13 protein-coding genes are annotated in these 13,516 nt (G+C 67.9%); 7 read left to right on the forward strand and 6 right to left on the reverse strand.

Translation table 11 applies throughout. The features are described 5' to 3' along the window. Nucleotides 1-21: 21 nt before the first annotated feature. Both INQ41_RS05205 and epmB read right to left on the reverse strand, forming a co-directional pair. Nucleotides 22-2,100: an EAL domain-containing protein gene (locus INQ41_RS05205; protein ID WP_193986799.1), complete on the reverse strand. Its 2,079-nt coding sequence runs from the start codon at nt 2,098-2,100 to the stop codon at nt 22-24. Nucleotides 2,101-2,202: 102 nt separating this feature from the next. Then, nucleotides 2,203-3,255, reverse strand: coding sequence for an EF-P beta-lysylation protein EpmB (epmB, locus tag INQ41_RS05210; RefSeq protein WP_193986800.1), 1,053 nt, complete (start codon nt 3,253-3,255; stop codon nt 2,203-2,205). 112 nt (nt 3,256-3,367) lie between these two features. Between epmB and efp the strand changes: the two genes are divergently transcribed. The 6 genes from efp (at nt 3,368) to INQ41_RS05240 (ending at nt 9,274) form a co-directional block, all read left to right on the forward strand. Next, nucleotides 3,368-3,934 (forward strand): elongation factor P, encoded by a 567-nt coding sequence (efp, locus tag INQ41_RS05215; protein WP_193986802.1) that lies wholly within the window; start codon nt 3,368-3,370, stop codon nt 3,932-3,934. Then, entirely contained in the window at nt 3,934-5,271 is a 1,338-nt protein-coding gene (locus INQ41_RS05220) for a TRZ/ATZ family hydrolase (RefSeq protein WP_193986804.1), read from the forward strand. Before efp ends, INQ41_RS05220 begins: the two co-directional genes overlap by 1 nt. 19 nt (nt 5,272-5,290) lie before the next feature. Beyond that, nucleotides 5,291-6,013: a bifunctional 2-polyprenyl-6-hydroxyphenol methylase/3-demethylubiquinol 3-O-methyltransferase UbiG gene (gene ubiG / locus INQ41_RS05225; RefSeq protein WP_193986806.1), complete on the forward strand. Its 723-nt coding sequence runs from the start codon at nt 5,291-5,293 to the stop codon at nt 6,011-6,013. Further along, complete coding sequence (locus INQ41_RS05230) at nt 6,010-6,684, forward strand: phosphoglycolate phosphatase (protein ID WP_228076781.1); 675 nt, start codon at nt 6,010-6,012, stop codon at nt 6,682-6,684. The genes ubiG and INQ41_RS05230 overlap by 4 nt, the downstream gene beginning before the upstream one ends. After that, nucleotides 6,681-7,433, forward strand: coding sequence for a phytoene/squalene synthase family protein (locus tag INQ41_RS05235; RefSeq protein ID WP_193986809.1), 753 nt, complete (start codon nt 6,681-6,683; stop codon nt 7,431-7,433). Before INQ41_RS05230 ends, INQ41_RS05235 begins: the two co-directional genes overlap by 4 nt. Nucleotides 7,434-7,603: 170 nt before the next feature. Then, nucleotides 7,604-9,274 carry a diguanylate cyclase gene (locus tag INQ41_RS05240; RefSeq protein WP_193986811.1) on the forward strand — a complete coding sequence of 557 codons (1,671 nt, stop codon included), beginning with the start codon at nt 7,604-7,606 and terminating at the stop codon, nt 9,272-9,274. 15 nt (nt 9,275-9,289) lie between these two features. On the opposite strand, the gene INQ41_RS05245 is transcribed toward INQ41_RS05240, so the two are convergent. The 3 genes from INQ41_RS05245 to yidD form a co-directional block, all read right to left on the reverse strand. Continuing rightward, nucleotides 9,290-10,069, reverse strand: coding sequence for a M23 family metallopeptidase (locus INQ41_RS05245; RefSeq protein WP_228076712.1), 780 nt, complete (start codon nt 10,067-10,069; stop codon nt 9,290-9,292). A 101-nt stretch (nt 10,070-10,170) separates the two neighbouring features. Next, nucleotides 10,171-11,523, reverse strand: a complete 1,353-nt coding sequence (locus INQ41_RS05250; RefSeq protein ID WP_193986815.1) for a dihydroorotase — start codon at nt 11,521-11,523, stop codon at nt 10,171-10,173. A gap of 26 nt (nt 11,524-11,549) precedes the next feature. Beyond that, a complete protein-coding gene (gene yidD, locus INQ41_RS05255; protein ID WP_193986817.1) occupies nt 11,550-11,771 on the reverse strand; it encodes a membrane protein insertion efficiency factor YidD in 222 nt (73 codons plus the stop codon). A 204-nt stretch (nt 11,772-11,975) separates the two neighbouring features. On the opposite strand from yidD, the gene dksA reads away from it, so the two are divergent. After that, nucleotides 11,976-12,968 (forward strand): RNA polymerase-binding protein DksA, encoded by a 993-nt coding sequence (dksA, locus tag INQ41_RS05260; RefSeq protein ID WP_193987225.1) that lies wholly within the window; start codon nt 11,976-11,978, stop codon nt 12,966-12,968. A 90-nt stretch (nt 12,969-13,058) separates the two neighbouring features. Here the strand turns inward: dksA and INQ41_RS05265 are convergent, their stop codons facing one another. Further along, nucleotides 13,059-13,502: a SufE family protein gene (locus tag INQ41_RS05265; RefSeq protein WP_193987226.1), complete on the reverse strand. Its 444-nt coding sequence runs from the start codon at nt 13,500-13,502 to the stop codon at nt 13,059-13,061. Nucleotides 13,503-13,516: the final 14 nt, after the last annotated feature.

Here is a 13,516-nt window from a genome sequence, read left to right on the forward strand (position 1 = left end):
GCCCGAGGCGGGCCGCCGCGCTCAGCCGAAGCTGTAATCCATGTCCGGCCCTGCCGCGGCAAGGAACTGGCCCTGCGCATAGTCGATGCCGGCGGCAAACAGCACGCTCATGCTGGCCGCGTCCTGAACGAACTCGGCAATCGTCTGCGGGCCGGTCTCGCGTGCCTTGGCGGCGATCTCGCGGATCCGCGTCTGGTATTCGGAATTGGCCGGCAGGTCTTCCATGAAGCTGCGGTCGAGCTTGAGGAACGCGGCATCGAAATGGGTCAGCAGCTGGAAGGAGTTCAGGCCGCTGCCGAACTGCTCCAGTCCCACGCGAACACCAAGCCCGGCCATCTGCTGCTGGAAGTCCTTGGCCGCCTTGAGGTGGGTGAACACTTTGGACTCGGGCAACTGCAGCACCAGCAGGGCGCCATCGGCCTCGAACGTGGCCAGCCGCTCGGCAATGTGCTGGGCCAGGCTGTCGCCCTGCAGCGACACCTCGCTGATGCGCACCATGAGCGTGGTCCGGTGCCCGGCCTTGATCCGCGCGCCAATGGCGGCGATCGCCTTGCCCACCACCCAGCGGTCGATTTCCCACAGCAGGCCGTGCTCCTCGGCAATGGGCAGGAACGCGGGCGGCGGCACCAGCTCGCCGTGCTCGCCGAGCATGCGCAGGTAGGCATCGTAGATCTCGATCGGCTCGCCATGCAGGCCGATCAGCGGCTGGTAGTGCAGGGTGAAACGATCGCCGTCGATGGCGTCGCGGATCCGGGTCACCCAGGCCTCGATGCGCTCCTGTTCGGCGCGGTCCACCGCACCCGGGTCGAAGATGTCCACCCGGTTGCCGCCAACGGCCAGGTTGGCCTGCACCGTTTCGTGTGCCTTGCCCAGCACTTCGGTGACGCTGGCGATTTTCTGGCCGATCTGCACGCCGCCGATGCTGACGGTGGCGTTGAGCGAGTGGGCCTCGGTCTCCAGCACGTGGTCTGCGAAGGCGGCGCGGATCGACTCGGCCAGCGCGGTGGTGGCGTGGTAGTCGCTGTCAGGACGGAGGACGGCGAACTGGTGCTCGCCGAAACGCGCGGCCACGTCGTGCTCGCCCAATGCGCTCTGCAGCCGCTTCGCGCACGCCGCGATCAGCTCGTCGGCGGCGTCCAGGCCGATGTCCTGCAGCAGGTGGGCGTAGTGGTCGGGCTCCACCAGCAGGAACCCCTGGCGCCCGGCGTCGCGGGCGGCGTCGGTGACGGCGTCCTCCAGCGTGCGCAGGAAGCTGGCGCGGTTGAGCAGGCCGGTGACCTGGTCGCGATGGCGCAGTTCCTCCACCTCGCGGGCCAGCTCGGGGTCCAGCTCCTGCCGGCGCAGCACGATCTGCTGGCAGGCCTCGCCTTCGTAGGTGGCCGGCGTGAACTCCATCACCGCCGGAAAGCCGGTGCCGTCGAGCGTGCGGGCCTCGATTTCGTGGCGTGGCGGCGGTGCCTCGCCCTTGCCCAGCCGCTTCAGCAGGTCACGGAACTCATCGATGTGCTGCGGCGCGATCAGGTCCAGCAAGGACATGCCCTCGATGTCCTCGAAGGACTCGAAGCCGAACACCTCCAGGTAGGCGCTGTTGGCGCGGATGTGCATGCCCTCGTGCACGTAGGCGATCGGGTCGCGAGACGAGTCGATCAGGGCGTCGCAGCGGCGGTCGGTTTCGCGGACCTGCGATTCCAGTCGGCGCAGCGCACGGCGGCCTTCCAGGTCGCTCCATTCGCGGCGGATCACCGCCTCCATGTGCGCGCGCTCGCCGCGCAGCACGGTGGCGCGGATGCCCAGCGACGACATTTCCAGCATCTGCCGGGTATCCATGGTCTCCACCATCGCCAGCATCGGCAGGTCCTTGCCGCTGCTGCCGACCTGGGCGACGACCTGTTCCAGCGGGATGCCCTGCGCGCTCCGGGCGACCAGCAACAGGTCCAGCGGCTGGCTGGCCAGCAGGCCGGAAAGCTCGTCCAGGGTTTCGGGACGACTGGGGCGCACGGCGATTCCGCTGTTGCGCAGGCCGTTGGCGATCGCCTCGGCGTCATCGACGCTGTCGTCAACGATCATCAAGCGCAGCGTCTTGTCCTTCCCCAGTTGCATTGTGCGTTCCTTCCAGGTGCTTGGATGGCGAGTATCGCGCAAGAGTGTCACCCAAGACTTGCGTCGGGTCACTTTGCGCCGCGGGGTGACCAGCGGGCGCGGCTATCGCGCGGGGATCAGTTTCGTGTCGGCGAGCGTTGCCAGCGGACGTTTGCCGGTGTCGCCGGCGACCTCGCGAACCAGCCGCGGCACCAGGTAGCCCGACAGGCGCGCGGCCAGCTGCGCGTGCAGTTCAAGCGCGCGCTCATCGCTTACCTCAAAGTGCGCGGCGCCCTGCACGCGGTCCAGCTGGTGCAGGTAGTAGGGCAGCGCGCCGGCGGCAAAGCCGCGCTCACTCAGGGCCGCCAGCGCATCCACCGAGTCGTTGACGCCGCGCAGCAGCACGGCCTGGTTGAGCACCGTGGCGCCGGCGCCACGCAGGCGTGCAACCGCCGCGTCGACGCTTTCGTCGAACTCGTTGGCGTGGTTGGCGTGCAGCACGACCGCGACCGGCCAGGGCAGGTCGGCCAGCCACTGGACCAGTTCCGCGTCCACCCGTTCGGGCAGCACCACCGGCAGCCGGGTGTGGACACGCAGGCGACGGATATGCGGCATGCCCGCCAGTGCGTCGGTGAGCGCGGCGAGTTTCGCGGTGGCCAGTGACCACGGATCGCCGCCGGAGAGGATCACCTCGTCGATGCCCGGGTCGGCGGCGATCGCCGCGACCGCATCGCCCCAGCCTCCGATCGACGCGTTCTGCTCGGCGTAGGGGAAGTGGCGACGGAAGCAGTAGCGGCAATTGATCGCGCAGCTGCCCGTGGCGACCAGCAGGGCGCGGCCGCGGTACTTGCGGATCACTCCGGTGCCGGTGTTGGCCGGGCCATCGCCGACGGCGTCCAGGCTGAATCCCGGGCTGGGCTGCATCTCCGCATCCAGCGGCAGCACCTGACGCAGGAGGGGGTCGTGCGGATCGCCGCCGCGCATGCGGGCGATGAACCCGCGCGGCACGCGCAGCGCAAACTGGCTCGCCGCGGCGTCGCTGATGCCCAAGCGGTCGGGGTCCAGGCCGAGCAGCCCTGCCAGCTCGCGCGGATCGCGCACCGCGTCGCGCCACAACTGTTGCCAACGCGGCGGAACGGGGTCTGGCTGTATGGGCGAGGGGCGTGCGGTTATCATTCGTATCCAGTTTGCCTGCGACCGGTCCACGCGGCGCAGCCGTCCATTCTAGCGGGCCGTCCAATTCGCGGCCCGCGGCATCCCGCTTTCCACCACACTCCAGGAGTTCCCGATGGCCACCTATGGCTTGAACGACGTCAAGAACGGCCTGAAGATCCTGATCAATAATGAGCCTTGCGTCATTACTGATACGGACTTCATCAAGCCCGGCAAGGGCCAGGCCTTCACCCGCGTGAAGTACCGCAGCATCAAGACCGGGCGCACGCAGGAAGTCACCATGAAGGCGACCGACTCGCTGGAAGGCGCGGACGTGATGGATACGGACATGCAGTTCCTCTACACGGACGGTGAGCACTGGCACTTCATGGATCCGGAGTCCTTTGACCAGGTCCAGGCCGACAAGAACGGCGTGGGTGATGCGGCCAAGTGGCTCAAGGGCGAGGAAGACTGCGTCGTGACCCTGTGGAACGGCAACCCGATCTTTGTCTCGCCGCCCAACTTCGTCGACCTGAAGATCGTCGAGACCGATCCGGGCGTGCGCGGCGACACCTCCGGCGGCGGCGGCAAGCCGGCCACCCTGGAGACCGGCGCCGTCGTGCGCGTGCCGTTGTTCGTGGCCCAGGACGAAGTCATCAAGGTCGACACGCGCTCCGGCGAATACGTCAGCCGGGTCAAGTAATGAGCGATACCGCGCCGCGCGAATGCGACCTGCTGATCGAGGCGGGTTGGGTGGTTCCGGTCGCCCCGGGTGATGCCGTGCTGGTGGACCACGCCGTCGCCATATCCAACGGCGCGATCGTGGGGTTGTTGCCGACGGCTGAGGCCAGGCAGCGTTTCCACGCACGCGAAACGGTGGCGCGCCCGGGCTCGGTGCTGATCCCCGGTCTGGTCAACGCGCACACGCACAACCCGATGACGCTGCTGCGCGGCATCGCCGATGACCTGCCTTTGATGGTGTGGCTGCAGGAGCACATCTGGCCGATCGAGGGCGAGGTCATCGGTCCGGAGTTCGTCGCCGACGGAGTGACGCTGGCCGTGGCGGAAATGCTTCGTGGCGGTACCACCTGCGCCAACGAGAACTACTTTTTCCCCGACGTGCAGGCAGCGACGTACCAGAAGCTCGGCTTCCGCGCGCGCGTCGGCCTGCCGGTCATCGATTTCCCTACCGCCTGGGCGAAGACGGATGCGGAGTACTTCGATCGCGCCATCGATGTCCACGACCAGTGGCGGGACAATCCGCTGGTGACGATGGCCTTCGTTCCGCACGCGCCCTATACCGTGTCCGATGCCAGCTTCGAGCGGATCCGGATGCTGTCCGACCAGCTCGACATTCCGGTGCACCTGCACACGCACGAGACCGCGCACGAGGTCGAGGAGTCGCTGCAGAAGTACGCCCAGCGTCCGTTGGCCCGCCTGGACCGTCTCGGCCTGGTCAATGACCGCCTGATCGCCGTGCACATGACCTCGTTGACCGATGCCGAGATCGCCCTGTGCGCCGAGCGCGGCGTCAGCGTGGTGCACTGCCCGGAATCCAACCTCAAGCTGGCATCCGGTTTCTGCCCGGTCGGCAAGCTGGAGCAGGCCGGCATCAACATCGCCATCGGTACCGACGGCGCGGCCAGCAACAACGATCTGGACATGTTCGGCGAGATGCGCACCGCCGCACAGCTGGCCAAGGCCGTCGCGGGCGACGCGACCGCATTCAGTGCCGTCAGCGCGTTGCGGGCCGCGACCCTGGGCGGTGCGAGGGCGATGGGGCTGGACGACAGCATCGGCTCGATCGAGGTGGGCAAACGCGCCGACCTGGCCTGCGTGGATCTGCAGCAGATCGAAACCCAGCCGCTCCACGACGTCGTCTCCCAACTGGTATACGCCACCGGTCGCCATCAGGTCACCGATGTCTGGATCGACGGCAAGGCGCGGATGCAGCAGCGCGAACTGGTCGGCATGGATTGCCAGGCACTGATTGCCAACGCGCGCCAATGGCGCACCCGGATCGCCGCGATCCAAGCTTGAACACCCGGAGTCACCCCCGATGAGCACCCCCGACAGCGTGCGCGATGACAACTTCAGCCAGGCCGAGCTGGACAAGTTCGGCGCCCTGGCCAGCCGCTGGTGGGATCCGCAGGGCCCGCAAAAGGCCCTGCACGCGCTCAATCCACCGCGCCTGGCCTATGTGGCCAGGAGGGCTCCGCTGGCGGGGAAGCAGGTGCTCGACATCGGCTGCGGCGGCGGTCTGCTCAGCGAAGCGCTGGCAGGCGAGGGCGCGCACGTCACCGCCATCGACCTGGCGCCGGAGCTGATCAAGGTCGCCCGCCTGCATGCGCTGGAAAGTGGCGCGGAAGTGACCTACCGCCTGCAGTCGGCCGAGTCGCTGGCCGCCGAACTGCCCGGTCACTTCGATGCGGTCACCTGCATGGAGATGCTCGAGCACGTGCCCGATCCGGGCGCGGTCATCGAGGCCTGCGCGACCCTGCTCAAGCCGGGCGGCCAGCTGTTCCTGTCCACGCTCAACCGCACGCCGGCCGCGTTCGCGCTGGCGATCGTGGGCGCGGAGTATGTCGCCGGCGTGTTGCCCAAGGGCACCCACCGCTACCGCGACTTCATCAAGCCCTCCGAGTTGGGCAGCTGGCTGCGCGCCGCAGGACTGCAGCTGGAGGACGTCAGCGGCCTGATGTACGAGCCCTGGCGCAACGCCGCCCGCCTGACCAGCCGGACCGGGGTCAACTATCTGGCCGCTGCGCGCAAGGTCGACTGAGCGTGGCATTCCCCGGGACGGTCCTGTTCGACCTTGACGGCACCCTGCTGGACAGTGCGCCGGACATGCTGGCCACGGTCAATGCGATGCGCGCGGCCAGATCGCGCAGTCCGATGACGATCGCCGAGCTGCGCCCGCATGTATCCAAGGGCGCCCGGGCGATGGCCGCGGCGGCGTTTCCGGAGGTCGATGCCGGCGAGCGCGAAGGCTGGATTCCCGAGTTCCTGACCCGCTACGCGGACGAGCTGGGTCGCTACGGCAAACCATTCAACGGGATCGAAGCGGCACTGGAACAACTGGAGTCCGCCGGAACGGTCTGGGGCATTGTCACCAACAAGCCCGAGTACCTGGCGCAGCAGTTGATGCCGATGCTCGGCTGGCAGAACCGCTGCGCCGTGCTGATCGGCGGCGACACGCTTGCCAGGCGCAAGCCCGACCCGCTTCCGCTGACCGCCGCCGCCGAGCGGCTCGGCGTCGCGCCCGAATCGTGCGTCTATGTGGGCGATGACGAGCGCGACATCATCGCTGCGCGTGCCGCAGGCATGCCCTCGGTGGTGGCCCTTTGGGGCTATCGACTCGACGGGGATGATCCGGCGCTGTGGGGCGGAGATGTGCTTGTGGACGATCCGCGTGCACTGGGGGACCCCGCCACCTGGCCGGCGGTCCCATGAGCGAATCCCCTCCCGTCGATACCGATCGGCCCGCCGATGCGCGCGAGGATGATTCGGCCGCCCTGGCCGATTTCATCGCCAAATGGCGCAATCGCTGGCCCGAGTGGAACATCGCGGAGGTGTTTGTCGCTGCCGATCAGCGCGTGATGGCACTTGCCTGGGCGACCTTGCAGCAGGAGCTGGTCGACGCGGGCTGGGGTGGTTCGGACCCGATCCCGGGACGGGCCAAGCTGGGTTGGTGGCAGGAAGAGCTCAGCGGTTGGCGCCGCGGGGCCCGGCGCCACCCCATCGCCACGGTTCTTCAGCCGATCGACGCACCGTGGCAGTCGCTGGCCGATGTGCTGCCGATTCTCGCCGCGACCCGCGAGCGACCTGACAGCGTCGCCTCTGCGTTCGACACGCTGGCGCCGCTGGCGACCGCGTTCGCCGGTATTGACGCCACCCTGTTCCGCGCGCCGCCGGCGCCGGGGGACCAGCGGCTGGTCGCGGCCAACCTGCTGCATGCACGCATGCTGCACGAGGGAGATCAGGCGGTGCCGCTGGACATGCTTGCCCGCGCGGGCGACGGCGACCCGCTTGCCACCTGGACGGCAGAGCTCTATCGCCAGTGGCCGGAGCAGCGCGCCGCCAGCCGCGTGCGGCGGCTCTGGGCCGCATTGGCCCAGCGGCGTCTGGCCGCGGGCGCGGCTACCGCGCCCGTGCCCGCTGCCAGGACCCTGTGGGTCGCCTGGCGATCGGCCCGGGACTGAGTCAGGGTCATCTCGCGCGCGAGTCCGGGTAGGCGACTTGGCCCGTGTTGTCGGTACGCTTTCCCCGTTATGCTTCGGTGGTATGCGCAGGGGGGCGTATGGAACCAGCGAAACGAAGCAGGCGGTCGTCCGACGGCAGGCTCGCCGTGGGGCGACGGTGGGCCGTATTCGTGCTTTGGGTCGTGCTGCCCAGCCTGCTGATGTCGGGACAGGTCCTCGGTGCCCCGCCTGCCGGGACGCTGGCGGAGCTTTCAGTCGCGCGCCTGGACCCTGAGGCGGACGTTGTCGACGTCACTGCCGGACTTCTCGATAACGAATTTGCGCCCGTTGCGGGGCAGGTGATCCATGAGTTCACCCCCCAGCCGCGCTGGTGGAAGATCACCGCCAACCGCACGCTGGACGAACCCCTGCGAGCGCAGCTGGTGCTCCAGTCCCCGGGACACAACACGGTTGAAGCCTGGCTGCCTGGAAGCACCGCGCCAATCACCCGGGCCCTGCTGGGTCCTGATGCAGACCCTGGCTTCTCCAGCCGCGCGCTGGTGTTTCCCCTGCCAGCGGGCCTGCCTGCGGGGCAACCGATCTACCTGCGCGTCGAGTCGCCGATAAGTACCCCCATGTCGGTCTCGATCGAGTCGCTGGCGGCGGTCCATCATGCCGACCTCAACCATGTGGCGGGGCGGGCGTTCCTGCTGGGCGGACTGGGATTGATGGGATTGCTGGCGCTCGGCCTGTGGATCGGCATCGGCGAGCGGGGGTACGCCTATCTCGGCCTGAGCCTGCTTGCCCAGGTCGCATTTTTCGCCACCAACAGCGGAGATATCCGCATGGTGCCTGCCTTGGCCGAACTGCTCGGGACGGACTGGCGCTGGCCGCGCCTGTTCGTGGTCGCCAACGCGGCATTCAACGTGATCTTCCTCACCCGCTACCTGGACATGCGCGCCCGGCAGCCGGCGCTGTGGACGCTGCTGCTGGCCTGCCTGGGCGTGTTCAGCCTGTTGGCGCTCGGCACGTGGATTACGGCCGCGCACTGGGTGCCCGTCGTGGGCAACCTGGTACTGGTGCTGGGCACGGTGGCGGTGGTGATCGCGGCGGTCTTTGCTTGCCTGGGGCGACAGCGCTCGGGGTACTTCGTGCTGGCGTCGTGGGTGCCGATGGCCTCGCTGCTCATGGTCCGCGTGGGCGAGACCAGTGGCCTGTGGGCTGGGCCGTCGTGGCTGATGCACGCGTTACCGGCGGCCTTGTTGTTTGCCGGCATGGCGTTGATGGTCGGCCTGAGCGATACCTTGCAGCAGCTGCGCCGTGACCGCGACCGCGCCAGCCGCATGGCCAGCGTGGATGTGCTGACCGGGGCAATGTCGCGGACGGCCATCCAGAACCGGCTCAAGGCGTGTGTTGAGGAGTCGCATCGGCGCCGGATCCCGCTGTCGGTGGTGTTCTTCGATATCGATCGGTTCAAGCGGATCAATGATGAGTACGGCCACGGCATCGGCGATTCGTGCCTGAAAATCATCGCGTTGCGCACCCGCAACCGGCTGCGCACCTACGACAGCCTGGGTCGCTGGGGCGGCGACGAGTTGCTGGTGATCCTGCCCGACACCCATCTGGAGGAGGCCATGGGCGTCGCGGAAAACCTGCGCTCGGCGGTGAACTGTCGGCCACTGTCGATCGACGGCCACCTGTTCGACGCCTCGCTCAGCCTCGGGGTCGCCGAACTCGTGGACGGGGAAACGGCGGCGCAGCTGCTGGATCGCGTGGATGCCGCCCTGTATGCGAGCAAGGCGGGCGGGCGGGACCGGGTTACCGGTCGCCTGGCGGTGACCGCCACGACCGCGCCTGCCTGACCGCACGCTCCGCCATCAGCGGGAGCGTTGCAGCACCAGCAGCGGGTCCACCCGCACGTCGAGCCAGTTCATGCCCCAGTGCAGGTGCGGACCGGTCGCGCGCCCGGTCGCGCCCACCGCGGCGATCACCTGTCCCTGTTCGACCCGATCGCCCACCGCCACATCCATCCGCGACAGGTGCAGGAAATTGGAACTGACCCCGTGGCCGTGGTCGAGCAGGAGCGTGCCGCCGGTGAGGTAGAGGTTGTCGGCTAAGGTCACCACGCCGGCGGCGGGCGCCTTGACCGGCGTGCCCGTTGGGGCGGCGATGTCCATTCCCGAGTGCGCCGAGCCGGGTGAGCCGTTGTAGACGCGCTGGTTGCCGAAACGGCCACTGATGCGGCCCTCGACCGGCCAGACGAACGCCTGGGTGAAATCGGTGCGGGCGTCGTCGCGCTGGCGGGCGGCGGTGACCAGTGCCTGCTCGCGGGCGATCCTTGCCGCGAGCGCGGGGGCCGGTTTCACGGTACTGGGGGGCACACCGTTGACGCGCTCGATCGGCCACTCGCGGGGTGTGACGGTGATGCTCCGCGTGCTGGCCTGGCCGGCAGGTGGCGTGACCTCGACCGTGGCGGTGGCCCCGACGTCGCGCGCGAGCCCGAACACCACCGTGCCGTAAGGGGTTACCCGCAGCTCGCGACCCGAATGGCGGACGCGGCTGCCGGCCGGCACCTTGCCGATCACCAGCGAACCCTGTTCCACGGTGGCGGGGAACACGATCGTCTCCGTGTCCGCGGCGGATGTCGCCGGGCGCATGTCGACAGGCGCCCGTTCCGCTGCAACGGCGCCGGCCGCGGCTGTCGCCACGACCGATGCACACGCGGACAGGAGGGCCAGAGTGGCCGCCAAGCCCGCCCTCATCGATCGAACGCCAGGCGCTGACCATTGGGCGATCCGACCAGCCGCTCGCCGTCCCAGGCAAGCGTGCCGTTGACCCAGGTCGCACCGATGCGGCTGTGGAAGGTTTTCCCCTCGAACGGTGACCAGCCGCATTTGGACAGCACGTCCTCGCGGCGGACGGTCAGCGGCACGTCGTCGATCAGGACCAGGTCGGCGGCATAGCCTTCGCGCAGGAAACCGCGCTGGCTGACGTCGAATAGCTGGGCCGGTGCGTGGGCGAACTTCTGCACCACCTGCGCGGTGGTGAGGTGCCCTTCGTGGACCAGCTCGAGCGCCGCGTTGAGCGCGTACTGGACCAGTGGCAAACCGCTGGGAGCGCGGGTGTAGACGCTCTGCTTCTCTTCCAGCAGATGCGGCGCGTGGTCGGTCGCAAGCACGTCGATCACGTCATCGGCCAGCGCGCGGATGAGGGCCTCGCGATCGGCCGGATCCTTGATCGCCGGGTTGCACTTGATCAGGTGGCCCAGCTCGGCGTAGTCGCTGCGGTCAAAGCGCAGGAAGTGGATGCACGTCTCGGCGGTGATCTGCTTGCGGCTGCCGTCGGCGCGTATCAGCGGGCCGCGCTCGAACAACGCCAGTTCGTCAGCCGTCGAGATGTGCAGCACGTGCAGGCGGGTGCCATGGCGGCGGGCCAGCTCGATCGCCAGCCGCGTCGATTTGATGCACGCCTCGCGCGAGCGGATGTCCGGATGGCACTCGGCGGGGATGTCGTCGCCGTATTTCGCCTTGTATGCCGCGGTCGCCGCTTCGATCATCGGCGTGTCTTCGCAGTGGGTGATGATCGGCGTGGGCACGTCGCGGAACACCGCATCCAGCACTTCCGGATCATCGACCAGCATGTTGCCCGTGGACGCGCCCATGAACACCTTGACCCCCGGCGCCGAGCGCGGATTCAGCCGCTGGATCGATTCCAGGTTGTCGGTGCTGGTGCCCAGGTAGAAGCCGTGGTTGCCCCAGACGCGTCCGGCGGCGCGCGCGTACTTGTCTTCCAGTGCGCGCGCGTCCAGCGTCGGCGGACTGGTATTGGGCATGTCCATGAAACTGGTCAACCCGCCGGCCACCGCGGCGCCGGACTCGATGGCCATGTCGGCCTTGTATTCCATCCCCGGCTCGCGGAAGTGGACCTGGTCATCGATCATGCCGGGCAACAGGCGGCGACCGGCCGCATCGACCACCGTTTCGCCGTGCCGGGCGGAGAGTCCGGGCCCGATCTGTGCGATGCGGCCGTCGAGGATTCGCAGGTCGGAGTCGAACTCGCGGCCTTCATTGACCAGACGGGCATTGACGATGAGCGTGGCGGGGGATGGCATGGATGGACGTCCTCGAAGATGGGAGATCACGACGCAGGTGGGACCGGATCGTTGCCGCCGGGGTGCAGGGGGTGGCAACGCAGGATGCGGCGCAACGCCAGCCACCCGCCCTTGAGCGCGCCGAAGCGGGCGATGGCCTGCATCGCATACTCCGAGCAGGTGGGGTGGAACCGGCAACGCGGACCCAGCAGGGGACTGATCCAGCGCTTGTATCCTCGCAGCAGCGCGATGAGCAGACGGTCAATCACGGTATTCCATTGTCAGGCAGCCATCACACCGGAAATGTAGAATGGAACGAATCAGCGTCCTGTCCAGCAGGAGCGGTGGCCTTGACCGGCACCGCACGGGTGGAAAACCGCCGGCATATCGTTACCTGGTTGCCGCGGGTGCTGGGGCAGGGTATAACAGCGCGCTTTCCCGTCACAAGGGAACCGAACAAGGACAGGTGGCTCGTGGCCGTGAAAAAATCCGCGACGAAGGTCGCCAAGACAGGCAAGAAAACGCCCGTAGCGGCGTCCGGCAAGACCGCGGCCGCAGGCACCGTCAAGGCGACGGAAAAAGCGGTCAAACGCCCCGTTGCCAGCAAGACCCCCGCGGCCGCGAAACCGGTCGCCAAGTCCCCATCCAGGACGGCCGCAGCCAGCAAGGCGGCCGCAAAAAAGAAGGTAGCCAGCACCATCGACAGCAAGCCCATCGCCAAGAAAACGACCACCAAATCCGCCGCGGTGAAGAAGGCGCCGGTAGCCAAGAAGTCCCCAGCCAAGAAGGCTGTGGTGAAAAAAGAAGCGTCCACCAGCGTCGCAGCGGCGAAGCCCGCTCCGGCGAAAAAGGCGCCAGCCAGGAAAGCAGCAGTGAAGAAAGTCGCCAAGGCGCCAGCCAAAACCGTCGCCCCGGCCAAGGAGCCGGTGAAGTCCGCAGCTCCGGCCAAGCGCCGCCTCAGCAAGGTCGCGGTTGCCGTGGTCGGCAAGTCGCAGCCGCCTGCCGTCAAGACCAAGTTCAAGGTCGTCCCGCACAAGATCGACAAGGCGTCCGGCCGCCCAATCGTGCCCAAGGACTACTTCCCCTCGGTGGACGAGGAGTACATGAGCGCGCTGCAGCTTGAGTATTTCCGCCAGCGCCTGCTGCAGTGGCGCGACGATCTCGTCGAAGAGTCAAAGCAGACCATCGAGAACCTGAAGGACGAGGTCCGCGACGTCGGCGACGAGGCCGAGCGCGCCACCCGCGAAACTGAAAACTCGCTGGAGCTGCGCACCCGCGACCGCTACCGCAAGCTGATCAGCAAGATCGACAGCACGCTCAAGCGCGTGGACACCGGTGATTACGGTTACTGCGTGGATACCGGTGAGGAAATCGGACTGGAGCGCCTGGACGCGCGCCTGACGGCCGAACGCACGATCGACGCGCAGGAACGTTGGGAGCACCTGCGCAAGCAGATGGGCGACTGAACCAGCCGCATTGCGCGGCGATCTGCGCGCGAACGAAGTACCCGGAACCCCGCCCATGGCGGGGTTTTCCGTTTTTTACCCGGCGGAAGCTCAGCCCTGGCCCGACGCCCGGGTTGCCGTCTCGCGGATGAAGGCGAGCAGTGCGGCCAGACCGTTGTTGCGGGTCGGCGAGAGGTGCTTGGCCAGCCCGACGTCGCCGATGTACTCGGCATCGGTGGCAACGATTTCGCTGGCGCTGCGGCCGGAGTAGACACGCAGCGCCAGGTAGATGAGGCCGGAGACGATGGCCGAGTCGCTGATCGCGTGGAAGTCGAGCCGGTCGGCATCACCGCGGCTGACGATCCAGACCATCGACTGACAACCGAGCAGGCGATGTTCCTCGGTTTTCAGCTCCGCGGGCAGGTCGGGCAGTTTCCGCCCCAGGTCGATCAGGTACTGGTAGCGCTCCGACCAGTCGCCGAAAAACGCAAACTCGTCGCGGATGGCGGTTTGCGCTTCGGCGGCGCTGGGTTCCAGCGGGAACGGCGTGGTCAGGTTGGCATCGGTCA

Origin of the sequence: Lysobacter ciconiae (assembly GCF_015209725.1) — a bacterium.
Taxonomy (GTDB): domain Bacteria; phylum Pseudomonadota; class Gammaproteobacteria; order Xanthomonadales; family Xanthomonadaceae; genus Novilysobacter; species Novilysobacter ciconiae.